The sequence below is a fragment of the Fundidesulfovibrio terrae genome (assembly GCF_022808915.1).
GTDB lineage: Bacteria > Desulfobacterota > Desulfovibrionia > Desulfovibrionales > Desulfovibrionaceae > Fundidesulfovibrio > Fundidesulfovibrio terrae.
In genome coordinates this window covers 401370-426526 of sequence record NZ_JAKZFS010000004.1, presented here as the reverse complement: position 1 = coordinate 426526, position 25157 = coordinate 401370, and the positions used below count along the sequence as shown (strand labels likewise).

Annotated in this window: 23 protein-coding genes and 1 pseudogene; 9 read left to right on the top strand and 15 right to left on the bottom strand. The window is 65.0% G+C overall.

Annotated elements, in window-relative coordinates; all coding sequences use genetic code 11:
- Positions 1 to 162 precede the first annotated feature (162 nt).
- Complete coding sequence (locus ML540_RS14735; protein ID WP_243362728.1) at positions 163 to 780, bottom strand: LysE family translocator; 618 nt, start codon at positions 778 to 780, stop codon at positions 163 to 165.
- 113 nt (positions 781 to 893) lie between these two features.
- On the opposite strand from ML540_RS14735, the gene ML540_RS14730 reads away from it, so the two are divergent.
- Positions 894 to 1373 carry an Lrp/AsnC family transcriptional regulator gene (locus ML540_RS14730; RefSeq protein ID WP_243362725.1) on the top strand — a complete coding sequence of 160 codons (480 nt, stop codon included), beginning with the start codon at positions 894 to 896 and terminating at the stop codon, positions 1371 to 1373.
- Between the two features lie 165 nt (positions 1374 to 1538).
- On the opposite strand, the gene ML540_RS14725 is transcribed toward ML540_RS14730, so the two are convergent.
- The 5 genes from ML540_RS14725 to hcp all read right to left on the bottom strand — a co-directional run bounded on the left by ML540_RS14725 (position 1539) and on the right by hcp (position 6743).
- A complete protein-coding gene (locus tag ML540_RS14725; protein ID WP_243362723.1) occupies positions 1539 to 2210 on the bottom strand; it encodes a dihydrodipicolinate reductase C-terminal domain-containing protein in 672 nt (223 codons plus the stop codon).
- Positions 2211 to 2570: 360 nt separating this feature from the next.
- Positions 2571 to 3362: an ATP-binding protein gene (locus ML540_RS14720; protein ID WP_243362722.1), complete on the bottom strand. Its 792-nt coding sequence runs from the start codon at positions 3360 to 3362 to the stop codon at positions 2571 to 2573.
- Positions 3363 to 3458: 96 nt separating this feature from the next.
- A complete protein-coding gene (locus tag ML540_RS14715; RefSeq protein WP_243362720.1) occupies positions 3459 to 4289 on the bottom strand; it encodes a sulfite exporter TauE/SafE family protein in 831 nt (276 codons plus the stop codon).
- On the bottom strand, positions 4286 to 4801 hold the full coding sequence (locus ML540_RS14710; RefSeq protein WP_243362718.1) for a transporter substrate-binding domain-containing protein: 516 nt from the start codon (positions 4799 to 4801) through the stop codon (positions 4286 to 4288). Before ML540_RS14710 ends, ML540_RS14715 begins: the two co-directional genes overlap by 4 nt.
- A gap of 307 nt (positions 4802 to 5108) precedes the next feature.
- Positions 5109 to 6743 (bottom strand): hydroxylamine reductase, encoded by a 1635-nt coding sequence (gene hcp / locus ML540_RS14705; RefSeq protein ID WP_243362755.1) that lies wholly within the window; start codon positions 6741 to 6743, stop codon positions 5109 to 5111.
- 274 nt (positions 6744 to 7017) lie between these two features.
- Between hcp and ML540_RS14700 the strand changes: the two genes are divergently transcribed.
- Positions 7018 to 8238 (top strand): GGDEF domain-containing protein, encoded by a 1221-nt coding sequence (locus ML540_RS14700; protein ID WP_243362715.1) that lies wholly within the window; start codon positions 7018 to 7020, stop codon positions 8236 to 8238.
- 115 nt (positions 8239 to 8353) lie between these two features.
- Here the strand turns inward: ML540_RS14700 and ML540_RS14695 are convergent, their stop codons facing one another.
- The 8 genes and pseudogenes from ML540_RS14695 to ML540_RS14660 form a co-directional block, all read right to left on the bottom strand.
- Positions 8354 to 9082 carry an adenosylcobinamide-GDP ribazoletransferase gene (locus ML540_RS14695; protein WP_243362713.1) on the bottom strand — a complete coding sequence of 243 codons (729 nt, stop codon included), beginning with the start codon at positions 9080 to 9082 and terminating at the stop codon, positions 8354 to 8356.
- Positions 9083 to 9085: 3 nt separating this feature from the next.
- Positions 9086 to 9883 (bottom strand): SAM hydrolase/SAM-dependent halogenase family protein, encoded by a 798-nt coding sequence (locus ML540_RS14690; RefSeq protein WP_243362711.1) that lies wholly within the window; start codon positions 9881 to 9883, stop codon positions 9086 to 9088.
- Positions 9884 to 10023: 140 nt separating this feature from the next.
- Positions 10024 to 10668 (bottom strand): annotated as a pseudogene (locus tag ML540_RS14685) (redox-sensing transcriptional repressor Rex); the annotation flags it as partial.
- Positions 10669 to 10753: 85 nt separating this feature from the next.
- The gene (gene atpE, locus ML540_RS14680; RefSeq protein WP_243362707.1) at positions 10754 to 11077 is read right to left on the bottom strand and encodes an ATP synthase F0 subunit C; all 324 of its coding nucleotides are present in this window, start codon (positions 11075 to 11077) and stop codon (positions 10754 to 10756) included.
- A 55-nt stretch (positions 11078 to 11132) separates the two neighbouring features.
- Positions 11133 to 11819, bottom strand: coding sequence for a F0F1 ATP synthase subunit A (gene atpB, locus ML540_RS14675; RefSeq protein ID WP_243362704.1), 687 nt, complete (start codon positions 11817 to 11819; stop codon positions 11133 to 11135).
- 4 nt (positions 11820 to 11823) lie between these two features.
- Positions 11824 to 12243: an ATP synthase subunit I gene (locus ML540_RS14670; RefSeq protein WP_243362702.1), complete on the bottom strand. Its 420-nt coding sequence runs from the start codon at positions 12241 to 12243 to the stop codon at positions 11824 to 11826.
- Positions 12236 to 12586: an AtpZ/AtpI family protein gene (locus ML540_RS14665; RefSeq protein ID WP_243362692.1), complete on the bottom strand. Its 351-nt coding sequence runs from the start codon at positions 12584 to 12586 to the stop codon at positions 12236 to 12238. Before ML540_RS14665 ends, ML540_RS14670 begins: the two co-directional genes overlap by 8 nt.
- 230 nt (positions 12587 to 12816) lie before the next feature.
- Positions 12817 to 13956, bottom strand: a complete 1140-nt coding sequence (locus tag ML540_RS14660; protein WP_243362691.1) for an ABC transporter substrate-binding protein — start codon at positions 13954 to 13956, stop codon at positions 12817 to 12819.
- Between the two features lie 160 nt (positions 13957 to 14116).
- On the opposite strand from ML540_RS14660, the gene ML540_RS14655 reads away from it, so the two are divergent.
- The 7 genes from ML540_RS14655 (at position 14117) to ML540_RS14625 (ending at position 22320) form a co-directional block, all read left to right on the top strand.
- Positions 14117 to 15238, top strand: a complete 1122-nt coding sequence (locus ML540_RS14655) for a hypothetical protein (protein WP_243362688.1) — start codon at positions 14117 to 14119, stop codon at positions 15236 to 15238.
- A gap of 31 nt (positions 15239 to 15269) precedes the next feature.
- On the top strand, positions 15270 to 15656 hold the full coding sequence (gene hisI / locus ML540_RS14650; protein WP_243362677.1) for a phosphoribosyl-AMP cyclohydrolase: 387 nt from the start codon (positions 15270 to 15272) through the stop codon (positions 15654 to 15656).
- Complete coding sequence (locus tag ML540_RS14645) at positions 15656 to 16444, top strand: phosphatidate cytidylyltransferase (RefSeq protein ID WP_243362675.1); 789 nt, start codon at positions 15656 to 15658, stop codon at positions 16442 to 16444. The genes hisI and ML540_RS14645 overlap by 1 nt, the downstream gene beginning before the upstream one ends.
- Complete coding sequence (locus ML540_RS14640; protein ID WP_243362673.1) at positions 16441 to 17652, top strand: 1-deoxy-D-xylulose-5-phosphate reductoisomerase; 1212 nt, start codon at positions 16441 to 16443, stop codon at positions 17650 to 17652. Before ML540_RS14645 ends, ML540_RS14640 begins: the two co-directional genes overlap by 4 nt.
- The gene (rseP, locus tag ML540_RS14635) at positions 17649 to 18740 is read left to right on the top strand and encodes an RIP metalloprotease RseP (RefSeq protein ID WP_243362664.1); all 1092 of its coding nucleotides are present in this window, start codon (positions 17649 to 17651) and stop codon (positions 18738 to 18740) included. Before ML540_RS14640 ends, rseP begins: the two co-directional genes overlap by 4 nt.
- A complete protein-coding gene (tsaB, locus tag ML540_RS14630) occupies positions 18737 to 19573 on the top strand; it encodes a tRNA (adenosine(37)-N6)-threonylcarbamoyltransferase complex dimerization subunit type 1 TsaB (protein WP_243362662.1) in 837 nt (278 codons plus the stop codon). The genes rseP and tsaB overlap by 4 nt, the downstream gene beginning before the upstream one ends.
- Positions 19574 to 19812: 239 nt before the next feature.
- A complete protein-coding gene (locus ML540_RS14625; protein ID WP_243362660.1) occupies positions 19813 to 22320 on the top strand; it encodes a tetratricopeptide repeat protein in 2508 nt (835 codons plus the stop codon).
- Between the two features lie 129 nt (positions 22321 to 22449).
- Here the strand turns inward: ML540_RS14625 and ML540_RS14620 are convergent, their stop codons facing one another.
- Positions 22450 to 25101 (bottom strand): valine--tRNA ligase, encoded by a 2652-nt coding sequence (locus ML540_RS14620; RefSeq protein ID WP_243362658.1) that lies wholly within the window; start codon positions 25099 to 25101, stop codon positions 22450 to 22452.
- Between the last annotated feature and the right edge of the window lie 56 nt (positions 25102 to 25157).

The window sequence follows — 25157 nt, the reverse complement described above, 5'->3', positions numbered from 1 at the left end:
CCTGACCGGCATATGCCGGTCAGGCCCGCGAAGCTTATTGAGGGGTAAGGCGGGATCATCCCCCTGGCGGGAGAGCCCAGAGAGGGCAGCGCCATCTCTGGCCGCCGGAGGCATCTTCGCCTTCCCCCCTTATGGGGTTCGGGGCAACGCCCCGCCCCCCCCTCACCCTGCCGCGAGCCTCGCGGCCAGGGCCAGGAACACCGACCCCATGGCCATGTTCCGGGCGCGTCCGAACTTCGCCGGAAGGCTCACCCGCCGCGCCAGTCCGCTGGCGGCCAGGACGTAGGCAGTGTCGAACATCAGCCCCATGCACACCAGGAGCACGCCCAGCCAGACGAACTGAGGCAGGAGCGGGCCGCGCCCGGGCGAGGCGAATTGCGGCAGCAGCATGCCGCAGAACAGCAGCGCCTTGGGGTTGAGCAGGTTGGTGGCGAAGCCCCGCAACACCGCGCCCCTGGGCGACGCGTCTGCATCTTGCGGTCCGTCGCGGTCCGCTGGGGCGCTCCAGAGTTTCCAGGCCAGCCACGCCAGATAGACCGCGCCAGCCGTGCGCACCGCGCCCAGCAACAGCGGTTGCGCGGCGAGAAGCGCCGCCAGCCCAAGCCCGGAAACCATGACGTGCGCGAATCGCGCGACCGCGATGCCCGCCGCGCTGAAAAACCCGGCGCGCGCGCCGCTGCGGGCCGCCGTGGCCATGACCAGCGCCATGTCCGGCCCGGGGGTCAGATACACGACAGCCAGCGCGGCCAGATACATGGGAACGAAACCAGCCTCGATCACGGCGATCCTCCTGGACGTTTGCTGGAAGGATATCGCCCCGGCGGAGAAATTGCCTTGCTTTCTCCGAGTGGATCGCACAGGAATCGAAAAGATTATCCCAAACAAGGTGCAACATGAAGAAGAGTCTTGCTGAAAACGACCTGGACACGGTGGACCGTGGCATCCTACGGCTGGTCCAGGAGGAAGGACGCATGTCCAACGCGCGTCTGGCCGAGGCGCTGTCCTTGAGCGAGACTCCGTGCTGGCGCAGGCTCAAGCGGCTGGAGACCGACGGGTACATCGAGGGATACCAGGCCAATTTGAGCCGCCGCCGCATGGGCTTCGGGGTGCTGGCCATGGTGCAGCTTTCGTTCGCCAACCACACCGGCGACGCTCCGGCGCAGTTCGAGGAGGCGGTCCAGCACATTCCCGAGGTGCTGTCCTGCCACAACGTCACCGGCGAGGCGGATTATTTCCTGATGATCGTGGCCCCGGACCTGGACGCCTATGGGACCTTCGTGACCGACGTGCTGCGCAAGCTCGAGGGGGTGACGTCCATCCGCTCCAGCCTGTCTCTCCGGGAGGTCAAGTCCTCCTCCCGCCTTCCGGTCTAGCCCCTGGCCGACCTGACGAATCCCGCGAAGCTCCAGGGGGGCCCAGGGGACTGGTCCCTTTGGCCGCCGGAGGGTCTTTCTCTTTGCCCTCCGTTCACGAAAGGGAAAATAATCGCACGCCAACGGGCAGCGTATCGGGTTGAAGCCCAAGAGATCGGGCGAGGGTTAAAGCCAGCCCTTTTCAATAAAGCCCATGATGTCGTAGTGCCGGTTCTCAAGCGCGTTGGAACGAGCAGCGCAAATGATTTGGGCTACGCCCGCCGCATACGGTGAACGGCCAAATACTTTTGTTTCAAAAGAAATCTTACAGACTGGATCTTCGATCTCGATGCGGTGGTACGCATGCCTGGAGAGATACTCGGACGGGATTCCAAAGGCATCACTCTGCTCTCGCGGATCTCTAACTGACTGTATCTTGTCGCTCGGCAAGCCGAGGGAGCTGGCAATGCTGACCGCTGTTCCGGGCACGGAGGATTTGTCCGCCTGGTGGGACTCGACAACCTTGATGTTGTAATCCTTGAAATGGTGTCCGCTCGTTGCAAGCATCGCCATGAACTTAAGCATGAGAATGTTTGTATTGGGGCAGACGACCACGGGGAAATTTGTTGCGTGGCTTGCAATCAGCGATCCTGTCGCAAGTTCGATAAGTGTGGATGCTGTTTTATTGCAATACGAAACAATGCTATCGAGTTCCCGTCCTGACCCGGCGTGGACAACGACACAAGGCCCCTTGGCCATTGCCGCATCCGCCCAGGCGATCACCTTGGCGGATATCATGCCCGGCAAGGCATCCAAAAGCTCCACAGCCAATTTTCCGGCACCGGCCACTACGATCATGGGCAGCCCACCTGGGTGGTTAGATTGAGATTGGGAACAACATTTCACGCAACAATGCGTGGGTGGGCTTGTCTGTACGATCGACCGCTCAAAAGGGCTTTTCCGCGGGTGTGATTATCCGGGAAGCGCCTGGGCTGGCCTGCAAACTATTCAATGTTCCCAGCAATATCAACCTGACGGCGATTGCCTGTGGCGCAGAGCAGCGCCAAGATCGGCACGGGCAAGCCCAGGCCGTAGCAACTGTCGCCACAGGCGTGGCGTGCTTCATTTTCCGTTTCGTGAGCAGCCCCTCTTTGCTGCCCCAGGCGGGGTTCCGGACGCCGTCCCGAACCCCGCCTGGCGCCGCATCGTCAAATCGTCTTAGAACAACCGGCCCAGGGCCTCGGCGGCCTTCACTTCGCCGGTGCGGGTGACAACCAGGTCTTCGACCGGCACGCCGGTCCCAGCGATGTCGGCGGCCTGCTTCACCAGAGTGGCCAGCCCGGTGCAGCAGGGCACTTCCATGCGCAGCACCTGGACCTTCTTGACCCCGGAGGACCTGAACATCTGCACCAGCTTCTGCAGGTAGGGCTGGGGGTCGTCAAATTTGGGGCAGGCGATCATGACCACCTTGCCGCCCAGTCGGCTGTTGAAATCGGGCAGGGCCACGGGAGCGCAGTCGGCAGAGATGATCACTTCGGCTCCGCGCAGGAAGGGAGCCTCGGGCGGGACCAGGCGCAGCTTCACAGGCCAGTGTCCCAGGTAGGACTCCTTGGTGGAGGCGTCCGGAGCCGGTGCGGCCGGGGTGCGGTTCAGGCTGGCCGCGCGCGATCCGGGGCAACCGCCGCTAGCGGCGGGACGGGTCATGGTCATCATGCTGGAGCCGGGGCAGCCGCATCCCAGGGTGGGGGCCGCTTCGGCCTGCTTCATGGCTTCCAGTTCGTGGTGCACGGCCTCTTCATCGAATTCGTCGGCCTCGCGCTCGATCACCTTGAGGGCGCCCATGGGGCAGTGGCCCAGGCAGGCGCCCAGTCCGTCGCACAGCTTGTCGGCCTTGAGCTTGGCCTTGCCGTTCTCGATGTACATGGCCCCCTCGGCGCAGTTCGGAATGCACTCGCCGCAGCCGTTGCACAGCTCTTCGTCTATCTCCACGATCTTGCGTATCGCTTTCATGTCTTGTGTTCCTCCACTCGCGTGTTGACCCGACAATAAGCCCCTCGGGGGCACACGCCTGTGACGTGCGTCACACCGGGCGAAATTTTTCGCTGCTTATTTCCAAACTCCCGTGGCCAGGAGAAGCACCCGCACGCCGAGAAGGCCGAGTCCTCCGGCCAGCAGGCGCACGATGGCTCCACCGCCGACGCGCTCGGAGAGCCTGGCCCCGAGCTGCGCCCCGATCACCACGCCGATGGCCAGGGCCGTTGTGCGGTGGACGCCCTGGTGAAACGCGCCGGTGATGATGTGCGTCATCACACCCGAGAGCGACATTGCGGCCAGGATGCAGTGCGAGGTGGCCGTGGCCACGTGCACGGGAAAACCCAGCAGGTAGACCATGAGCGGCACGTGGATGATTCCGCCGCCGATGCCCAGGAAGCTGGAGGCGTATCCCACCAGCATGGACAGCCCAGCTCCAAGGGCAGGGCTGAAGCGGTAGGTCCAGGTGTTGCCGTGGGCGTCGGTGATGGTGCGCACCGTCTTGCCCGGAATCTTGGAGCCCTTGGAGTTCCCTGCGGGCCTCCTGAAGGCCAGGAAGGCCGCGCCGGCCAGCAGGAGCACGCCGAAGAGGGCGTCGAATGCGCGCCTGGGCACGGCCGAGGTGTTCAGCGCCCCGAGCACCGCCCCGGGCAGGGCGGCGGCCGAGAACAGCAGGGCGGAGCGGTAGTCGATGCGCCGGGCCAGAGCGTACGCCTCGGTGCCGGAAAGGGCGTTGAAGAACACGACGGCCAGCGAGATGCTGGTGAGGGTTTCGGCCGGATCGCCGGGATAGAGCACCATGAGGATCGGCATGAGCACGAATCCGCCGCCCGCCCCGATGAGGGTGCCGAAGGCTCCCGCGCCGAAACCCAGGCCGATGAGTCCGAGAGAGGCTACCTCGTTCACGGCCTGCTCTCGTGGAGAGGCAGTTCGATAGTGAAGCGGGTTCCCTTGCCCGGCGAGGATTCCCGCTTTCCACCGATGTGCCGGAAATCATATTTATTCTTGAGATCGTAATCGCTGTCCGCCAGGTCGAACAGGGTATGGATGGGCGCTCCCTTGCGGCGGTAGATCACCCCCCAGTCCAGGAAAAGGTACTCCTTGGAGAAATCGAACTTTCCTTCCCTCTCCTCGGACCACCCCATGCACAGCAGGATGTCTATCTCGTTTTTTTCAAGCCTGGAGAGGCATTCGGGCCAGGAACCGAACACGAATTCGAGATCCCACTGCTGCTTGGCGGCCACGTCCCTGAGCACGTCCACGAACAGGCCCTGGGCCTGGCCGTTTTCGTAGAACAGCAGCGGAGCGAAGTTGTAGACCCCGACCTTGACCGGGGTGCCCGCCAGGGCCGGCGTGGACAGCGCGAGCACGCAGAAAGCGGCGCAGATGGCTCGGATACCAGCTAAGAGGCGCACCATGCGGCTCCTTCAGGTCGAGGGCGTGGACGGACTGAAACGGATCACGAAACGACTTTGACCGAGACGGAAACGTCCTTCCGGCACGGTCCGGTCCCTCACCTTCATGACCCTCTTTCCGCTTCTGATCAAGTGCAGCCGCCATGAGTTGCGCCTCATCGACCCTCTCGCGCCGGTTCTCGTCCATCCGCGCGCTCGCCGGGCGTTCGCCGCAGCCGCGTCCCGCGCAGGGCCGGAAAAACGCGAACGGCCGGCGCTTTCGCGCCGGCCGCCCGGGTGGTGAGGATGGGATTGCGTTGGTGGGTTGGGGTTAGCCGAGGATGGCCTTAATGTCCTGGTCCGGGGTGGTGATGGGCATGATGTTCAGCTTGTCCACCAGAACCTTCAGCACGTTGGGGGTGACGAAGGCAGGCAGCGTGGGCCCAAGGCGGATGTCCTTGATACCCAGGGCCACCAGGGTGAGCAGGATGGCCACGGCCTTCTGCTCGTACCAGGAGAGGATCATGGACAAGGGCAGGTCGTTGACGCCGCAGTTGAAAGCGTTCGCGAGGGCCACGGCCACCTGGATGGCGGAGTAGGCGTCGTTGCACTGGCCCATGTCCAGAAGGCGCGGGATGCCGCCGATGTCGCCCAGGTCCTTGTCGAAGAAGCGGAACTTGCCGCAAGCCAGGGTCAGGACCACGGTATCCTTGGGCAGCTTCTCAACGAACTCAGTGTAGTAGTTGCGGCCGGGCTTGGCGCCGTCGCAGCCGGCCACCAGGAAGAAGCGCTTGATGGCGCCGGACTTCACGGCCTCGATGACCTTGTCGGCCACTCCCAGCACAGCGTTGCGGGCGAAGCCGGTGAGCACCTGCTTGCCGGGGACGTCGGCGGTGAAGCCGGGCATCTTCAGGGCGTGCTCGATCACCGGGGAGAAGTCGTAGGTCTCGACGTGCTTGATGCCGGGGAAGCCCACCAGGCCGTGGGTGAAGACGTTGTCCGCGTAGGACTGGGCGGGCTTCATCAGGCAGTTGGTGGTGAAGAGGATCGCGCCGGGGAACTGGGCGAATTCCTTCTGCTGGTTCTGCCAGGCGGTGCCGAAGTGGCCGTAGAGGTGCGGATAGGTTTCCTTGAGCTTGGGGTAGCCGTGGCAGGGCAGCATCTCGCCGTGGGTGTAGACGTCGATGCCCTTGCCCTGGGTCTGCTTCAGGAGCTCTTCCAGGTCCTTGAGGTCATGGCCGGTGATGAGGATGGCCTTGTTCTTGCGCTGGCCCAGGGTGACGGCGGTGGGCTTGGGGTGGCCGTAGGTCTCGGTGTTGGCCTTGTCCAGGGCTTCCATGGCCAGCAGGTTGACCTGGCCGGTCTTCACGCAGGCGTTGAACCACCAGTCCATGCCCAGGCCGGGCTTGGTGGCGGCGGCCATGGATTCGTGGATCCAGTCGTAGATTTCCTTGTTCTCCACGCCCAGGATGTTGGCGTGGTCGGCGTAGGCGGACAGGCCCTTCAGACCGAAAAGCACCATATGCTGCAGGGACACGATGTCTGCATCGGAGTCGGGGTTGTCCTTCATGCCGCCCTTGCCTTCGGAAGCCTGGGCGATGAGGCCGGTCAGGTCTGCGGCCGGAGCGAAGGCGACGCTGGCGTGGGTGGGGATTGCCCCGCCCGCGGCCTTGACCTTGCCCTTCAGGGACTCGCGCAGGTCGACGGTCTGCTTGATCCAGGCCTTGAAGCGCTCGGGATTGAAGTTGACGTTGGTCAAGGTGGAGAAGAGCATGGCCGGCAGATGGCGGTCGACGGCGGCGTCAACCACGCCCACCTTGCGGCCTTCCTCGGCCACCAGGCTCAGGCCCCGCAGGGTGTAGACCAGAAGGTCCTGCAGGTTGGAAGTGGTTTCGTCCTTGCTGCACACGCCGATCTTATCGCACACCTTGCCGTGGCTGGTCTGCTCGCACTGGTAACAGAACATATTCATCAGACATCCTCCCTTGGGGTTGGTTGGCGTTTCGCCTCGGTGACAGAAGATCTAAGCCTGCCCTGAAAATCCCGATGTGACCTGTGTCACACACAGGATAAAAAAGATGATTTTTATCCCGGTTCCCTTTCCCGGCCCGGACTCCTTGACCTCACAGACACCGGGCGGCATGAAGATGGAATGGGAGCTTGAAATGCGCCTGTACCACACAATTCTCATTTTGTCCGCAGTCATCATCGCAATCAATGCGGCCTTTCAGGCGGCCTGGATGTTCCAATTCTCGCAAGTTCGCGAATCCCTGACGGAATTCGGCGGAAACTGGATGCCCACGGTGCAGGCCGCCGGGGCGCTCATGCGCATGAACGCCGAACTCCGACGCCTGGAACTGCTCGGCGTGCTCGCCGATTCGGACGGCGACATCGCGCGAGCGTCGCGGCGCATGGCCAGGCAGCGGACCCGCATCATCCGGGCCGACACGGAAATCGAACCGCTGCTCGCCACCTCGCCCGAGCGCGACGCCTTCAGAGCCTACCGCACGGCACAATCGAACTATCTGGCCCTGAGCAGGCGGATCGCGGCAATGAAGAGCGACGGCCTCCACGTCGAGGCCACGGTGCTGGCCCGGGAAGCCGCGCCGGTTTTCGCCACCATGACCGACAGCCTTCAGCTCATCGAGCAACTGAACATGGATTACGGCAGGCAAGCCGAGGACCAGGCCACCCGTCGCTTCGCCATCGTGGTGCGGACCCTGGTGGCGGCGGGGGCAGCCAACATCCTGGTGGCCGTGTCCGCTGCGTTGCTGGCGGCAAGGCGCATCAGCCGTCCCATCGCCCGGCTGGCCGAATGCATGGACGAACAGGAAAGCGATCGTCCCCGGTGCCTCCTGCCCGATCCCAGCCCGGCCGTGCGGGAGGTGAGCGTCCTCTACTCAGCGTTCAGGAACCTGACGGGCAAACTGGCCGCCTCCATGGCGAAACTGGAGGACATGGCCGTCACGGACCAGCTCACCGGCCTGTCCAACCGCCGCAGGCTCATGGACGAAGGGAGCAAGATCATGGCGCTTTGCCGCAGGGGCGGACGGCCCTGCTCGGCCCTGATGCTGGACCTGGATCATTTCAAGGCGGTCAACGACACCTACGGCCACGCGGCCGGGGACGCTGTGCTGGCCCATGTGGCGGGTGTTCTGCGCCGGGAAGTGCGTGAATCGGACGTGCTGGCCCGGTACGGAGGCGAAGAGTTCGCCGTATTGGCCCCGGACTGCGACCTGGAGATGCTCTTGCATCTGGCCGAGCGGCTGCGCGCGGCCGTGGAAGAAAACCTCGTGGACATCGGGACGCAGCCACTCGCCGTCACCGTGAGCATCGGCGCGGCCGCCGCTTCAGGTGACGACCGAGATCTGGCAACAGTGCTGGCCCGCGCGGACAAGGCCCTCTACGCGGCCAAGACCGGCGGTCGCAACCGTGTGGTATCATGTGCCGAGGCGGATTGATCCCGCCTTTCCACGATTTGCCGCAGGACCTCGAACATAAGCTCGAAGCTATTAGGAATGCTAAAAGAGCCCTGAATGGGCAGCGCCCTCTCTGGTCGTCGGAGGCTCTTCCCTCTTACGCCAGCGCGGCCAGGGCTCCGGCCAGCTCGCCCAGCATGATGGCCGCGCCCATGAAGTCGCCGTTGAATCCCTGCTGCTTCTTGGAGAGCCTGACCAGAAATACCAGGACCAGCGCTGCCATGCCAAGTCCGCACAGCACTGTGCGCAGATCGGCCAGGGCCAGCCCCAGGACCACGGCTTGGGCCAGGGCAACGCCCAACGTGCCCATTGTGGCTCCGGGCGCGAAGAGCGAGGACAGCCCCGGGCGCACGCGCTTGCGGCACAGGCGCAAGGCCGCGAGCGCCAAAGTCCGTCCCAGGACGAAGCACCAGCAGGCCGCGCCCAGGCGTCCCTGCCCCGCGAGGTATCCGAACGCCAGAACCTGCCCAGCCAGCACCATCACCAGCCCGATGACCCCGAACGGTCCGGCCCGGCTGTCCTTCATGATGGCCCAGAAGCGCTCGCCCGTAGCCGCGCTGCCCCAGGCGTCGGCGATGTCGGCCAGGCCGTCGGCGTGCAGGCCGCGCGTGAGCCACAAAGCAAGTCCGGCCACGACCCAGCCCTGCAGCCAGGGATAAGCGGCAAACAGGCCGAGCCAGGAGGGCAGCACGGCCAGGGCCCCCACGGCCAAGCCGACCAGGGGGAACCAGACCAGGGTCCTGGGGAAGTCGGTCTTGTCGAGAATCCTGGGCGGAGCGAGGCGGGTAAGGAAGGACAGGGCGTGGGCGAAGGAATGCGGATGCATGGGTCAGCGTTTCTCCAGAAAGATGTCCAGGGTTGCGCCGGGATCAAGCCCGAGGCTGCGCGCGGCCGAATCGCGGTTCATGGCCAGTTCCAGGTATCCCTGGCTTCCCGCTATGATCCCCACCTCTCCAGGCTCCAGGCTGGAATAGGTGAGCGCGGGCCGCAAGGGGAGCGTCCGGGGTCCCGCCAGGGATATGCGCCGGGCCTTGCCCAGCGTGGTCTGCCAGCCGCCGATGTCCAGGTTCAGGATGCAGTTGCCGAAGCGGTCCACGTGCAGCACCGTGGACCGGACGCCCTCGGCAAGCAGCGCCGGGTCGCAGCCGGGCAGGCGCTCCAGCGAGTGAGGATTGACCTCTTCACCCAGGGATTCAGGGCGTTCCCCCCGGGTCAGCCGGGCCGCCAGCGGGGCGAAGAGGTCACGCCCGTGGAACGTTGCACTGGCCTGGCCGCGCCAGGGCAGGGAGACGTCGCGCAGGATGCACGGCCCGCCCGAGGCGGCCACCAGGCCCAGAAGCCCGTTGTCCGGGGCCAGGAAGCACTGTCCGTATTTTTCCAGCAGCACGATGCGCCGTTCCCCGCCCACGCCCGGGTCCACCACGCAGACGAAAACCGAGCCCAGGGGGAAGTGTTCGCGACTGGACGCCAGGTAGAACCCTGCCTGAAGAATGTTGAAGGGTTCGACCTGATGGCTCAGGTCCACGATGCTGGTTTCCGGCGCGTGGCTCAGGAGCGAGCCCTTCATCTGGCCCACATAGGGGTCGGACAGGCCGAAATCGGTGAGCAGGACCACAAGCGGGGACATAGAACCTCCCGGAGCGCGGTGATTCACCGAGGCCCTGCCCGTATGATGCGTTCACCGGAAGGCGCCGCGGCGGACACGACGGGCTCACACCTGAATCGGGCCGTCCGGGCCGCCTGGGCGGGCCACGTCCCCTTGTGCCGTCAGCGGTTCTTGTTGTCCAGGGTCAGGTTGAAGGCCACCGCGTAGAGGTGGTGGAAAAAGTCCACGTACTCCACATGGATGGAATCGGGCACGTTGATGCGCGAGGGGGCGAAGTTGATGATGCCGCGTACGCCGGAATCCACCAGGTAGTTGGCGGCGCGCTGGGCTCGCTCGGGCGGTGTGGTGATGAGGCCGATCTCGATGCCCAGCTCCTCGACCTTCTCCTTGAGACGGCGCGAGCAGATGACCTCGAGGCCGGAGACCTCCTCGCCGATCTTGAAGGGGTCGCAGTCGAAAGCGCCCACGATGTGAAAGCCCCTGCGCTGGAAATCCTGGTGGCGAAGAAGCGCCTTGCCCAGGTTGCCCACGCCCACCAGGGCGGCCTTCCAGACGCGGTCCACGCCCAAGGCCTGCTTGATGGAGGAGATGAGGTCCGAAACGAAGTAGCCCACCCCTCGCACGCCGAACTCGCCGAAATAGGCGAGATCCTTGCGGATCTGGGATGGGTTGACGTTGCAAGCCTTGGCCAGGACCTCTGAGGAGAGCACTTCCGAACCTTCGCGGCGGAAGCTCTCGAGCACCTGAACGTACAGGGCGAGTCGCTGGATGGTTGCGCGGGGGATGTGCTCGCTTTTCACGTCTTCGCTTCGCTTTGGTTTTTTGCGCGGCGAGCCGCGCCGAAAAAAACCGGGAGGCCCAAGGCGGGCCTCCCGGTCGAAGGCTTCGTGATTAGGCGCCCAGGGGCTTCACGAACATGAGGATCAGGCAGACGACCAGGGCGTAAATGGCCAGGGATTCGATGAAGGCCAGGCCCAGGATCAGGGTGGTGGTCAGCTTGCCGCCGATCTCGGGGTTGCGGGCCATGCCTTCGCAAGCGCCCTTCACGCCGATGCCCTGACCGATGCCGCAGCCGAGGGCGGCCAGGCCCATGCCGATGGCGGAGCCGATGGCGGCCATGGGGCCCACGGAGCCGGCGCCGTCAGCGGCGAAGGCGAGGGAAGCAAGGCCGAGCATGGCAACGGTGTTCAGGGCGATGAGCAGAGTCTTACGCATGGATAATCTCCTCAATAAGTTATGTTGTTTGGTCAGATGACCATTTCCCCCAAGATTAGTGGGCGTGCTCGAAGGCTCCCTTCAGGTAGACCAGGGTGAGCATGAAGAACACGAAGGCCTGGATGAAGTCGGCCAGCATGAACAGGAAGTACAGCGGGAACGTGGCGAAGATGGGCGCCAGCATGAACAGCAGGATGAGCACCAGTTCTTCACCGCGCACGTTGCCGAACAGTCGCAGGGTCAGCGACAGGGGCCGGGCCAGATGGCTCATGAACTCGAGGATGATCATCATCGGAGCCAGAGCGGGCATGGGGCCCATGAAGTGCTTGATGTAGCCGGGACCCCAGTTCCTGATGCCCCAGTAGTTGTAGTAGATGAAAACGAACAGGGCCATGGCGGCGTTGTGGTTGACGCTGTTTGTGGCAGAGTCGAAGCCGGGAACCAGGCCCATGAAGTTGCAGGTCAGGATATAGAGGAAGATCGCCACGAGGATCGGGGTGACCTTGCGTCCGTCCTCGCCCATGGTTTCGATGATGAAGTTCTCAAGCCCGCCGATGACGAACTCGAAGAAGTTCTGAAGGCCCCCGGGGACCATCTTGAGACTGGAAGAGGTGATGAGTCCCAAGGTGAGCAGCACGGCAATAGCCAGCCACGAGAAAAGGACTTCGTTGGGGATGTGAAGCCCCGCACCTTTGGCCGCCAACTCCAAAAACAGAACCGGATGATCCAACCCGCCAGCCATACCCTTAGGCCTCCTTCGCGCTATTAGACCCGGCCCTTCGCAGGGCCCCCCACACCAAAATCGTCACCATCACCGTGGACATGCCGGCCAGGATCGCCCACACGGGCCACCCGGCCTCCACAATCATCACATACAGACCTGCGCCGGTAATACCCAGGCGCACGAAGAACCGAAAAAACGCCCCGCCCACGGCGCCGGCCGTGCTGGTCAGCAGGCCCTGGGCAAAACGCACCATCCACCAGAAATTCACCGTGACCAAAAACGCCCCGCAGGCGTAGGCCACTCCCCAGGTCCCCAGACCCGAGAGCACGAGCGCCGTCAGGCTGGTCACCAGGGCCATCACGATCTGGTCGCGCAGCAGGGCGCGTCCTTCGGCGTGGTGGAACCCCAACTGGGCCAGGAGCCGGTCGAGCTGACTACGCATTGCCCGAGCCCCCTTTCCCCTTGTCGTGACCGTCGTCCGGGGCGGCCGCCTTGGGAGTCTCCGGGGAAGCTCCCTTGGCCGTCTCGGGGGCCTTCTCCCCGCCCGCCTTGGGCAGGGTCTGGGTTTTGCTCACCTTCATGGCGTCCAGGTACATGGTGCGGAATCCCGCCACGATGCCCAGGATCAGCCAGAAGAGCAGCCCCCAGGGAGCGGTGCCGAACCACTTGTCGCAGTAGTATCCGAGCACCAGTCCGACCACGGTGTGGGCCACGAAGTTGGTACCCATCAGGGCGGCCTTCTCGATGCCGTCCCAGGTACCCTTGTCCCGATTCTTAAAGATCAACGAAACCTCCCCGGCGCCCTTTCCGGAAAACGGCCGGACACCGCGGCATTCGTGCTTTGCTTCACAAGTGCGGATGGCCTAGCACAGGGGCGCGCTTTCCGTCAACGCGCCAATGGCCTTAGGGCAGGATTTTTCTGAATTTTCCAGCCCGACGATCCAGCAGCAGCCGGGGTTGCCCGTATCGTCGTTCCGCTTGTGAAAAAACGGAACAACCCCGGGAGGGGCCATATCTAGGGCAAAACCTCGGCCTCGAACGCCCGCTTGCCGCCCTGGAAACGCATGACCGCCACCGGTTTGAGCGGCGGGCACAAGGCCTCGGGGTAGCCGATGTCGCCGGTGACCCCGGGGTAGGCCCGAGTGGCGGCCAACGCCCGGCGCACCGCCTGGGGATCGCTGGTCTTCGCCCGGCGCACCGCGTCCGCTATCAGCCCCACGGTGTCGTAGCCCAGGGCCGCGAATCCGCTTGCCGGCGCTGAGCCGTACGCGGCCGTCCAGGCCTCGACGAACTCCCTGACCTGCCGGCGCGGGCTGTCGTACGACACATGCGTGGAAAAGAAAATCCCCGGCCCGGCCTGGTCCGCGACCCCCGAAAGCAACGGAGTGTCAAACCCGTCGCCGGAAAAGACCGGCCCGGCGAAACCCGCCGCGCGGACCGCCTTCACCAGGGGCTGCGCGTCCTCGGGGGATCCGGACACGAAAACCCCCTTGCACGTTCCGGCCGCAGCGCAGCTCCGCGCGGCCTCGGCCAGGCCCGGCGGGGCTTGGCCGGAGGAAAAGCCCAGGCGGGCGGCCACCGCGCCGCCGCGCGTGGTGAACCCCTTGATGAAATAGCCCGAGAGCGCCGTGGTGAACGTCAGGTCGCGGTCCGTCAGCACGAGCATGGAATCCACGCCCTGGCGCCGTAGGGCGAACTTGGCCAGGGCCTTGCCCTGCGCGTCGTCCCCGAAGCAGGTCATGAAGTAATAGGGGCCGAGCATCCTCGGCAGGGTGGGCAGCGTGGCCCCGGCCGCGAGGAAGGGTACGCGCTTTTTCGTCACGGCCTCACCGGCCACGAGAGCGTAGTCCGAGTCGTTCAGCCCCGCCACTGCCGCCACCTTGAGTCCGGCCAGCTCCCCGGCCGCATCGCGGCAGCGCTCCACGTCGGAGCCCGCGTCGCGCACCTCGAGGACCACGGGGCGCCCGAGCACTCCGCCGCGCTTGTTGATGCGCGCAACGGCGAGCTTCATGCCTTCATAGCCCGGTGCGTCCAGGGAGGCCATGGCCCCCGTGAGGTTGTACACCACGCCGATGACCACCGGCTCGGCCGGCCCGGCCGCCGACACGGGGAGAACGGACGCCACAAGGAGCAGCAGGACGAGAATCGCGCGCACGACGGCCTCCTTCATAGGAATTGCACGGATGAAAAGACGCTCGGACGAAGAAAGTTCCCGCTCTCCTGCCCGTTTTCAGCGCTCCCGGCAACGCCTGCCTTCCCTTGCCCGGCCGGGGCAACAAGGCTATGGGGTCCTGAATATACGCCAAGGACTCACCATGACGCACCGCCTCGCCCTCCTGACCTGCCTGCTCGCCCTTATTGCATGCTCCGGCTGCTCCCTGGGCCCGGCCAAGCTCCCGGCCACGCGCATGGACTACAACCTGGCCGTGCAGCGCTCCTCCAACGAGGAGATGCTCCTGAACCTCGTGCGCATGAAATACTTCGAGCAGCCGCTTTTCCTGCAGGTGGGCTCCATCGCCTCCACCTTCAACTATAACGTCACGGGCACCGCCACCGGCACCTTCCCGGATCAGCGCGACTTCCTGAAGGGCGTGTACTATTCCTACGCGCCGAGCATCTCGGCCCAGTACTCCGACTCCCCCACCGTGACCTACACCCCCTTCCAGGGCCAGACCTACGCCCAGCAGTTCCTGGCCGAGATCGACCTTGAGCGCTTCGTGGTGCTCTACCGCGCCGGATGGGACATCGAATACCTCGTCCGAATCCTGGTCACGCGCATGGGCCGGCAGGACTTCTTCGTCGACGGCCGCGCGGGATACTTCGACGCCGACACCCACCGCAAGATCCTGGAGCTCTCCGACATCATGGGACGCATGGACGACAGGGGCGAGCTCGACATCGTCACCGTCTCGCCCGGCAAGGACAAGCCCAACATCACCCTCATGACCATGCGCTTCAAGGACGACGTCCTGCGCAAAAAGATCGAAGAGCTCATCGGCATGGAGATCAAGACCACGGTCACGGCCCACGGCAACCACGTGGCCAAGCTGCGCCTGGTGCACGTCAAGGAGCACGAGCTGGCCACGGTGGCGGGCGAGGACAACGGCATCACCGTGGTGCCCTTCAGCCTGCGCAACTGCCTGCGGGCCATGGACATTTTGTCCCAAGGCATCGAGACGCCCAAGGAGCTCGTCGCGAAAAAGGCGGCCTTCGACCTGCGCTCCCAGTTCTCCGACATCATGGACATCCGCTCCTCGCGCACCCACCCGGCCGACGCCTACGTGGCCGTGAACCACGGCGGCTGGTGGTACTTCATCCGAAACGAGGACAGCCGCTCCAAGGAGGTGTTCCAGCTCATGCTCAACATCTTCGCCCTGCAATCGGCCGACCCTCCCAAGAACGCCCCGGTCTTGACCCTGCCCGTGGGCGGCAATTAGGGTGCCCCAGCGCAACTCAAAAGGACGAGACATGCTTAAACCCGATTTCGAAAAAGGCGGCGGCCTGATTCCGGCCATCGCCCAGGACGCCGCCTCCGGCGAAGTGCTCATGCTGGCCTACATGAACGACCTGGCCTGGGAGAAAACCCTTGAGACCGGCGAGGTCCACTACTGGAGCCGCAGCCGGGGCAAGCTCTGGCACAAGGGCGGCACCTCCGGCCACGTGCAGAAGGTCAAGTCCATCCGCCTGGACTGCGACCGCGACGCCATAGTGGTGCTCATCGAACAGATCGGCGGAGCCGCCTGCCACACGGGCTACCGCTCCTGCTTCTTCTCCGAGCTCGGACCGGACGGCGAAGCCCGCGAATGCTCGCCCAAGGTCTTCGATCCCGAAAAAGTCTACGGCCCGGGCGCTTGATGGCCGCAAGTTCGCACCGTTCCCGACTGCTCACGGCGGCCGTGGGCCTACCGGTCCTGGCGCTGTGCGTCTGGTCCGGGGGATGGCCTCTGTTCGTGCTGGTGCTGGCAGCGTCCCTTGCCGGTGCCTGGGAATTCCTGGGCCTCTTCCCCGGCGCGGGGATGTGCGTGCGCGGCGCGGCCCTGGCGCTTGGCGCGCTCACGGTGTGGCTGGGCTGGCGCGTGGGCCCGGCGGCAGCCCTGTCCGTGCCCCTGGCCGCCTTCTGGCTGGAGGAGTTCTCGCGCCTGTTCCATAAGCAGGCCGGTCGGGACGGCCCGCCGCGCTGGCTCACGGCGGCCACGCTCCTGTACATCCCCGGGAGCCTGCAGTTCCTGACCGCCTTCGGCCCGGGCGAGACCGCCCTGGTGCTGGCCGCGGTCATGGCCACGGACACCGGGGCCTACTACGCCGGGCACCTGATCGGCGGCCCGAAGATCTGGCCCTCGGTCTCCCCCAAGAAGACCTGGGCGGGCAGCATCGGCGGCCTCGCGACCACCGTGGCCGTGTGCCTGGTGGCGGCCGCCCTGTGGGGCAAGACCCCCTGGCCCGCCTTCGCGCTTTTGGGCGCGGCCATGTCCGCTGCCTCCCAGATGGGAGACTTCATGGAATCCTCGCTCAAGCGCGCGGCCGGCATCAAGGACTCCGGCAACCTGCTGCCCGGGCACGGCGGCATCCTGGACCGCGCCGACGGACTCATCCCGGCCATCCTCGTATTCGCCCTGGCCCGCAACCTGACGCAGTACCTATGATCGACTACATATCCCCCCTGCCCAAGGCCCAGGACCTCCCCTCCTTCCCCCGCCGCCTGTGCGTGCTGGGGGCCACCGGCTCCATCGGCGAGTCCGCCCTGGCCGTGGCCGCCGACCATCCCGGCCAGTTCGAGATCACCGCCCTGGCCGGGGCGCGCAACGTCACGCGCCTGGCCGAGCAGGCCGCGCGCTTCCGCCCGCGCTATCTCGCGGTGCTGGACGAAGGCGGGGCCAAAGAGCTCAAGGGGATGCTCCCGGCCGGATACAGCCCGGAGATCCTGCACGGCCCCGGGGCCTACGTCACCCTGGCGGCCCTGCCCGAGGCGCAGGTGGTGCTCTCGGCCATCGTGGGCGCGGCGGGCCTGCCGCCCACATTGGCGGCGGCGCAGTCCGGCAAGGTGATCGCCCTGGCCAACAAGGAATCCCTGGTCCTGGCCGGGCACCTGATCCGCCGGGCCTGCCGGGAGTCCGGGGCGGTGGTCCTGCCCGTGGACTCCGAGCACAACGCCCTGTTCCAATCGCTGGCCGGGCACTCCGGCGACGACGTGGACCACCTGATCCTCACCGCCTCGGGCGGCCCATTCCGCGAATGGCCGGCAGCCGACCTGGCCTCCGCCACCGCCGCCCAGGCGTTGAAGCATCCCAACTGGTCCATGGGCGCGAAAATCAGCATCGACTCGGCCACGCTCATGAACAAGGGGCTGGAGGTCATCGAGGCCTGCTGGCTCTACGGCCTGCCCCAGGAGCGGGTGAAGGTGCTGGTGCATCCCCAGTCCATCGTGCACTCGCTGGCGGCCTACCGCGACGGCTCGCTCCTGGCCCAGATGGGCCAGCCCGACATGCGCATCGCCATCGCCTACTGCCTGTGCTACCCCAGCCGCCTGCCGCTCAAGATCGCTCCCCTGGACCTGGCGGCCCTGGGCACGCTCACCTTCCGTGAGCCGCGCGCGGACGACTTCCCCTGCCTCAACCTGGCCAGGCAGGCCGTGGCCGAGAGCCCGGGCCACTGCGTGGCCCTGAACGCCGCCAACGAGGTGGCCGTGGAATATTTCCTCAAGGACCGAATCGGCTTCACGGACATCGCCCGCGCCGTCTCCTGGGCCCTGGACAGGCAGCAGGGACTGGACGACCCGGATTTCATGACCATAATGGAGGTTGACCAGGCCACCCGCAGTGCCGTGGCCGCATACCTCACAGGAACCACATGATCGACTTTCTGGGCAAGGCCCTCTCCTTCGTTGTCGTCATCGGCGTGCTCATCTTCATTCACGAACTGGGGCATTTCCTGCTGGCCCGGCTCTTGGGCATGGGCGTGCGCACCTTCTCCCTGGGGTTCGGCCCCAAGCTTTTGAGCTTCACCTCCGGGGACACCGAATACCGCGTGTCCGCCGTGCCCCTGGGCGGCTACGTGCAACTGGTGGCCCAGGATTCCGAGGACGACGAGACCACGGTGGGATTCCCCCCGCACACTTGGTTCGTGCGCCGTCCCGCCTGGCAGCGCATGCTGGTCGTGGCCGCGGGCCCCATCTTCAACCTGGTGCTGGCCTGGGCGCTCTACGCGTCCATGTATTACGCTTACGGGCGCTTCGAGACCCCGGCCGCCGTGGGGCAGGTGACGGAAAACAGCGCCGCCGAGCGCGCGGGGCTTCACTCCGGCGACAGGGTGCTGTCCGTGGACGGCCAGGCCATCTCCTATTTCCGCGAGCTCCAGTCCCGCGTGGAGGCCAGCCAGGGCAAGCCGTTGGCGCTCACGCTTCGCCGCGACGGCGAAACCATCGACCTTTCCATCACTCCCGACATGGTGGGGCAGAAGAACATCTTCGGCGAGGACATCAAGAAGCCTATCCTGGGCATCCGCTCCACCCAGGAGTCGGTCAACATCCCGCTGGGCCCCCTGGCCGCCTTGGACGAGGGCCTGCGCCAGACCTGGGAAGTGACAACCCTTACGTGGCAGGTGTTCTACAAGCTGGTGATGGGCGTGGTGCCCATGTCCTCGCTCGGCGGCCCCATCATGATCGCTGAACTGGTGGGCAAGCAGTCCGAGCAGGGGATCTCGCACCTGGCCACGCTGACGGCCATGATCAGCGTGAACCTGGCCATCCTGAACCTGCTCCCCATCCCGGTGCTGGACGGCGGGCACATCCTCTTCTTCGCCATTGAAACCGTCTTCCGCCGTCCCGTGCCCGAGAGGATCCGGGGCGTGACCACCAAGATCGGCTTCGCCCTGCTCATGGCCCTGATGGTGATGGCCACGGCCAACGACATCCTGCGCATCATAACCGGCGGACCCAAGTGATCCTGGCGGTCAACACCGCCGAGGAGACCCTGCAGCTCGTCCTTTCGGACGACGGGCGGGTGGCGGCGGTTTTCGAGGAGCACTGCGCCGGGCGCATGAACGAGGTGATGGCCCCGGCCGTGACCCGGATGCTCAAGCTGGACGGCCGGTCCGGCGCGTGGGATCCGGACCCATCCGAAGCGGGCTCGCTCGGCCCCGGAGGCCGCGTCCAGGGCCCGGCGGACCGGCCCTTCCCCGTGCGGCTGACGGGCGTGGCCTGCGTGTGCGGCCCCGGCAGCTTCACGGGCCTGCGCCTGGGGCTGGCCTTCGCCACGGGGTTCAGCCTGGCGCGCGGGCTCCCCATGGCCGGGATCGACTACCTGCCGCTTCTGGCCGTAAGCGCCCTCGCGGATTCGCGGGATACGCGCGGGTTCGATGAAATCCACGTGCTCACCCACTCGCGCACCGCGCGGGTCTACCACCAGGGGTTCGCGCGGACGGACGGCGACGCCCTGGCGCCGCTCGGCCCCCCGCGCGATCTCTCCACGGCCGAGGCCCGCGAGGCGCTGGCCGGTCGCGCCGCGTTGGCCCGCGTGGTGGCGCTCGGGACAGGGCTTCGCCGCAATCAGGACGCCTTCGCGGACATCCCCGGCGTCACGCTTCTTCCCATGGAAAACCCCACGCCCGAGGCCCTGGCACGCGCCAGCCAGGCGGCAACGTTCGACGGCCCGCCCGTGGACGCGCTGTACCTGCGTGGCTCCGACGCCGAGGAGAACCTGGCCATGATCGCCAAAGGCCGGGGGCTGACGGAAGAAGAGGCGCTGGAGCGCATGGAGAAGGCGCTTAAGAGCTAGATGGGGCTTAAGCCCCATACCCCGCCGGGCCCTGCCCGGACCCGCCAGGGGGATGATCCCCCTGGACCCTCAATCGGTTTCGCCCTTCTGAGCGCTATAACGCGTGCAACAGGAATATGACATCCGTTGTCTCATCATGAATTCGATGCTATTCGACTGGCAACATCGAATTCATGATGGCGGCACGTTATGATACGTGCGGACAACCTCTCATGCCGAGGCCGCCATCCGGAGCGCCCATGCCTTTTCCAGCGCACCTCGCGGCCTGCCTTCTTTTCTGCTTAGTCCCGCTGCTTCTGCCGGTGCCTGCCGCCGCACAGGATGCCGCGCCGCCGCAGGCGTCGACCCTTCCACCGGGGCAGTCCGGCGCCATCCCCACGGAAGCCGAGGCGTGCAAAAACAAAGGGAAGCAGCTTTTCAATTCCGAGCAATACGACCAAGCCATCGCAGCCTTCACCGAGGCGTTGCGCCTCTCCCCGAAGGACCCGGAGGCGCATTTCCTGAGAGGCTTCTCCTGGGACATGAAGGGGGATTTCGACAAGGCCATCCTCGATTACAACGCCACGGTGGAACTCATGCCGAACCACCCCCTGGCCTACAGGCACAGGTCCTTTGCCAGGTTCATGAAAGGCGAACCCGACAAGGCCATCTCCGATCTGACCCTTGCCATCCGGCATCACCCCAGGGACGTCTCGGCATACTACAGCCGTGCATCGCTGAAAGAACTCACCGGCGACCTCGAAGGAGCCCGCACCGACTACCACAATGCTGTCCAGCTCACCCCCTACGACGAGAAAACGAACCAGGCGATGCCCAGCGGTGTAGCACCGAAAGCAAACATGGATCGGGATATCGCCTACCTCACGCGAATCATTTCCTACAAGACGGACAACGCGCGGCTCTACAAATCCAGAGGCTCCCTCCTCTTTCTCAAGCGGGATTACCAGGGAGCGATCGCTGACGCCGGCAAAGCCATCGAACTGGCTCCCGGCGACTGGGAGGCGTACTTTCAACGGGGCTTCGCGTCCGTTCTCTCGAAGCAATACGGGCAGGCCATCTCCGACTACGACAAGGCCATCGAACTCAAGCCGGACGAAGCGATGCTCTATTTGAAGCGAGGCAACGCATGGGAGGAGCTGGGCGACCACGACCGGCAAATAGCCGACCATACCAAAGCCATCGAACTCAAACCGGATTATAGCGCTGCATTCAACAACCGGGCGAACGGATGGTATGACAAAGGCGATCTGGACCGGGCCCTGGCCGATTTCGACAAGGCCATCGAACTCGACCCTAAGGACCACATGGCCTACCGTAACCGAGGACTTGTCTGGGACACGAAAGGAAATCGCGATCAAGCCCTGTCTGACTTCACCAAGGCCATCGAAGCCAACCCCGGCTATGCTGACGCCTATGCGTCCCGGGCGTTGGTCTCGCGACAGAAGGGCGATATCGACCAAGCACTCTCCGACAGCGCCAAGGCCGTCGAACTGTGGCCGCGCTCAGCATACGCCTGGTATGCGCGCGGTTGCGGACTCATGGGCGCAAACGACTTCGACAAGGCCATTGAAAGCTTTAATACGAGCCTTTCGATCAGCCCTTCTCACGGGGCGTTCACCAACAGAGGGAGGGTTTGGCTGGCTAAAGGTGACTTTGGTCAGGCCATCGAAGACCTCTCCCGGGCCATCGAACTCAAGCCCGACTACGGCGCGGCCCATAAATACCGGGGGATCGCCCGGGAAGCTGCGAAGCAGTTCGCGGATGCCCTGACCGATTATTCGAAATACATCGAACTGACCGGGGGCGACCATGTATCCTACCATGCGCGAGGATGCATAGAGCAGATCTGGGGAAATCATGATCAGGCCATCGCCGACTATGACAAAGCCATCGAACTCAAGCCGGATGCCTGGGTATACTACAACTCCCGGGCGAGTGCCTGGTTGAAGAAATCCTCCCCGGACAAGGCCTTGGACGATTACAACAAGGCCATTGAACTCCAGCCGGGAAACGCCGTCTTGTACTACAATCGAGCCCTTGTCCGTTTCACGAAACATGATCGTGATCAAGCCATCGTCGACTTTACCAAATCACTTGAACTCGATCCAGGCTATGCCGCAGCATTCTTTCAGCGTGCAACTGCATTTATGTCCGAAGAAAAATTTGACGAAGCCCTTGCCGACCTCAACGCTTACCTTGATCTTGGCGGCAATAAAATACCCGCGCTCCACTCCCGGGCAATGGTTTTCGACAAAAAGGGTGATCTCGACAAAGCTCTTGCGGACTGCGACGCAATCCTCGCGTTGGATCCCAAAAATACAGGCGCCAGCTACCTGCGCGCCAGCATCCTGAACAAGGATGGAGGTTTCGACTTGGCCATCGCCGAGCATACAAGAGCCCTCGAACGCAATCCCGGCGATCCGAGCCCGTATTTTTATCGCGGACGCATCAAGGAAAAAAAAGGTGACATGGAGGGAGCTCTCGCCGATTACGCCATGATCATCGAGCGAAGTCCCAAGTTCGTGCCGCCATATTTGAGGCGTGCGCGGATTGAGATCGACAGGGGGCAGCTCGACCGCGCAATCGAGGATTGCGACACTGCCCTTGAGATCGCGCCTAAAGCCGCGCACGCCTTTGCCTTGCGCTCCCAGGCATGGAGGGAGAAAGGCATGCTGGACAAAGCCGAAGCCGATGAATCCATGGCCCGAAGTCTCGATTCCTTCATAAAAATCCCCCTGCCGCAATGACTTCCGTGCCGCGATACCGTCAACGCGCCTCAAAGCCGGAGAACCGTTGTGGGTAGGCCACAAACAAAAAGCCCAGCCCCTCACGGGGCCGGGCTTTGATCATCCGGTCTTTCAGGCAACTCCTGCGCGCTACCCCTTCAGGCTCTCGATGCGGCCCTTGAGCTCCTCGAGCTTGGCCACCTTCTCGCGCAGCATCTCGTTCTTCTCGCGCTCCTTGGCCACCACCTCGGCCGGGGCCTTGGCGGTGAAGTCCTCGTTGGCCAGCTTGCGGGCCACGATCTCGGCCTCCTTCGACGTCTTGGCCAGCTCCTTGGTGAGGCGCGCCAGCTCCGCGTCGAAGTCCACGGCACCGGCTAGGGGCACGAACACCGCGTTGCCTCCGGCCGCCGCGCTGGCCGAGGCCTTGGGCGCGGTCACGTCCGGTCCGGCGGTGAAGCTCGCGAGCTTGGCCAGCAGCACGATGAACCGCTCGTTCTCGCGCAGCATGGCCAAATCGGCGGCGTCCGCCGTGCGCACCAGGCACTCCAGCTTGGCCCCGGGGTTGATGGACAGCTCCGAGCGGATGTTGCGCACGCTGACCACCACCTCCTGCAAAAGCCCCATCTGGGCCACGGCCTCGGGCTTCAGGTGCTGGGGTCTGGCCTCGGGGTAGCGCACCTTGGAGAGGTCCTTCTCGGCGTGGCCGGGCAGGTGGTTCCAGATCTCCTGGGTGACGAAGGGCATGATCGGATGCATGAGCGTGAGGAATTCCGAGAGCACGGTCCACAGGCACTTCTGGGCCAGGGCCTTGGCCTGGGGGGCCTCGCCGCTCAGGTCGGACTTGGCCAGTTCCAGGTACCAGTCGCAGAATTCCAGCCACAGGAACGAATAGAGCCCCTGGGCGGCCTCGTTGAAGCGGTAGCCCTCGATGGCCTCGGCCGTGGACGCCTTCACCTCTTCCAGGCGGTGCAGGATCCAGGCGTGGGACAGGGGGAGCTGGCCCTCCAGGGAGACGCCCGGAATCTCCTCGGGCAGGTTCATGAGGCTGAACCGGGCCGCGTTCCAGAGCTTGTTGACGAAGTGGCGGTAGCCCTCGATGCGCTCCTCGCTAAGCTTGATGTCCCGGCCCATGGCCGCAAAGGCGGTGAGGGTGAAGCGCAGGGCGTCGGTGCCGAACTTGCCGATCATGACCAGCGGGTCGATGACGTTGCCCGTGGACTTGGACATCTTCTTGCCCTCGGCGTCGCGCACCAGGGCGTGGATGTACACGTCCTTGAAGGGCACCTCCTCCATGAAGTGCAGCCCCATCATCATCATGCGGGCCACCCAGAAGAAGAGGATGTCGAAGCCGGTCACCAGCACGGACGTCGGGTAGAAGGCCTTGAGCTCCGGGGTCTTGTCCGGCCAGCCGAGCGTGGAGAAGGGCCACAGGGCCGAGGAGAACCATGTGTCCAGCACGTCCGGGTCGCGCGTCAGCGCGCCGCCGCAGGGGCAGGCCGTGGGGTCCTCCCGGCTGACGATGAGCTTGCCGCAGGTCTCGCAGGTCCAGGCCGGGATGCGGTGCCCCCACCATATCTGGCGGGAGATGCACCAGTCGCGGATGTTGTCCAGCCAGTGGTAGTAGGTGGCGGTCCACTGGTCCGGGACGATGCGGGTGCGTCCCTGCTCCACGGCGGCCCGGGCCACCTCGGCCAGGGGGCCGGCCTTGACGAACCACTGGGGCGACACGTGGGGCTCGACCACGGTCTTGCAACGGTAGCACTCGCCCACGGAGTGGTCGTGCTCTTCCACCTGCACCAGGAAGCCCTGGGTTTTGAGATCCTCGACGACCTTCTTGCGGCAAGCCTCGCGCGAAAGCCCCTGGTAGGCGGGTCCGGCGGCCTCGTTCATGTTGCCCTCGCCGTCCATCACCCGGATGAGGTCCAGGTTGTGGCGGCGGCCCAGGTCGAAGTCGTTCATGTCGTGGGCGGGCGTCACCTTGAGCGCGCCGGTGCCGAACTCGCGGTCCACGTAGGCGTCGGCGATCACCGGGATCAGGCGGTCGGTGAGCGGCAGTTTCACCATCTTGCCCACGAAGGACGTGTAGCGCTCGTCCTCGGGGTGCACGGCCACGGCCGTGTCGCCGAGCATGGTCTCGGGGCGGGTGGTGGCCACGATCAGCGCGCCCGAGCCGTCGGCCAGGTCGTAGCGGATCTGGTAGAGAGCGCCCTTTTTCGGGCCGTGCTCCACTTCCAGGTCGGCCAGGGCGGTCTGGCAGCGCGGGCACCAGTTGATGATGTAGTCGCCCTTGTAGATGAGCCCCTCTTCGTAGAGGCGCACGAAAACTTCCCGCACGGCGCGCGACAGGCCCTCGTCCATGGTGAAGCGCTCGCGGGTCCAGTCCACGCTGGCCCCCATGCGCCTGATCTGGTTCAGGATGCGTCCGCCGTAGTCCTTGCGCCATTCCCAGACGCGCTCCACGAACTTCTCGCGGCCGAGCTCGTGGCGGGAACCGCCCTCGGCGGCCAGGGCGCGTTCAACCACGTTCTGGGTGGCGATTCCCGCGTGGTCGGTTCCAGGCACCCACAGGACCTTGCGGCCCTTCTGGCGCATGTGGCGGCAGAGGATGTCCTGGATGGTGATGTTCAGGGCGTGGCCCATGTGCAGGGCCCCCGTGACGTTGGGCGGGGGGATGACGATGGAGAAGGGTTCTCCGTCGGCGTCCGGGTCGGCGGTTCCGGCTCCGGACTGCTGCCAGAAAGAAAGCCAGCGGGCTTCGACCTCTTCGGGTTCGTAGCCCTTGGCTAATGTGGTCTCGGACATGGGTTGAGGCTCCTGTTGTGGTCGCGGGCGCAATACCCCTTTTTGCCCCGGTTGTC

Excerpts from the sequence above, each read along its gene's own strand:
- ML540_RS14730 (WP_243362725.1), top strand. The coding sequence starts at position 894 with ATGAAGAAGAGTCTTGCTGAAAACGACCTGGACACGGTGGACCGTGGC.
- ML540_RS14725 (WP_243362723.1), bottom strand. The coding sequence starts at position 2,210 with ATGATCGTAGTGGCCGGTGCCGGAAAATTGGCTGTGGAGCTTTTGGAT.
- ML540_RS14720 (WP_243362722.1), bottom strand. The coding sequence starts at position 3,362 with ATGAAAGCGATACGCAAGATCGTGGAGATAGACGAAGAGCTGTGCAAC.
- ML540_RS14710 (WP_243362718.1), bottom strand. The coding sequence starts at position 4,801 with ATGGTGCGCCTCTTAGCTGGTATCCGAGCCATCTGCGCCGCTTTCTGC.
- hcp (WP_243362755.1), bottom strand. The coding sequence starts at position 6,743 with ATGTTCTGTTACCAGTGCGAGCAGACCAGCCACGGCAAGGTGTGCGAT.
- ML540_RS14700 (WP_243362715.1), top strand. The coding sequence starts at position 7,018 with ATGTTCCAATTCTCGCAAGTTCGCGAATCCCTGACGGAATTCGGCGGA.
- ML540_RS14695 (WP_243362713.1), bottom strand. The coding sequence starts at position 9,082 with ATGCATCCGCATTCCTTCGCCCACGCCCTGTCCTTCCTTACCCGCCTC.
- ML540_RS14690 (WP_243362711.1), bottom strand. The coding sequence starts at position 9,883 with ATGTCCCCGCTTGTGGTCCTGCTCACCGATTTCGGCCTGTCCGACCCC.
- atpE (WP_243362707.1), bottom strand. The coding sequence starts at position 11,077 with ATGCGTAAGACTCTGCTCATCGCCCTGAACACCGTTGCCATGCTCGGC.
- atpB (WP_243362704.1), bottom strand. The coding sequence starts at position 11,819 with ATGGCTGGCGGGTTGGATCATCCGGTTCTGTTTTTGGAGTTGGCGGCC.
- ML540_RS14670 (WP_243362702.1), bottom strand. The coding sequence starts at position 12,243 with ATGCGTAGTCAGCTCGACCGGCTCCTGGCCCAGTTGGGGTTCCACCAC.
- ML540_RS14655 (WP_243362688.1), top strand. The coding sequence starts at position 14,117 with ATGACGCACCGCCTCGCCCTCCTGACCTGCCTGCTCGCCCTTATTGCA.
- hisI (WP_243362677.1), top strand. The coding sequence starts at position 15,270 with ATGCTTAAACCCGATTTCGAAAAAGGCGGCGGCCTGATTCCGGCCATC.
- ML540_RS14645 (WP_243362675.1), top strand. The coding sequence starts at position 15,656 with ATGGCCGCAAGTTCGCACCGTTCCCGACTGCTCACGGCGGCCGTGGGC.
- ML540_RS14640 (WP_243362673.1), top strand. The coding sequence starts at position 16,441 with ATGATCGACTACATATCCCCCCTGCCCAAGGCCCAGGACCTCCCCTCC.
- rseP (WP_243362664.1), top strand. The coding sequence starts at position 17,649 with ATGATCGACTTTCTGGGCAAGGCCCTCTCCTTCGTTGTCGTCATCGGC.
- ML540_RS14625 (WP_243362660.1), top strand. The coding sequence starts at position 19,813 with ATGCCTTTTCCAGCGCACCTCGCGGCCTGCCTTCTTTTCTGCTTAGTC.
- ML540_RS14620 (WP_243362658.1), bottom strand. The coding sequence starts at position 25,101 with ATGTCCGAGACCACATTAGCCAAGGGCTACGAACCCGAAGAGGTCGAA.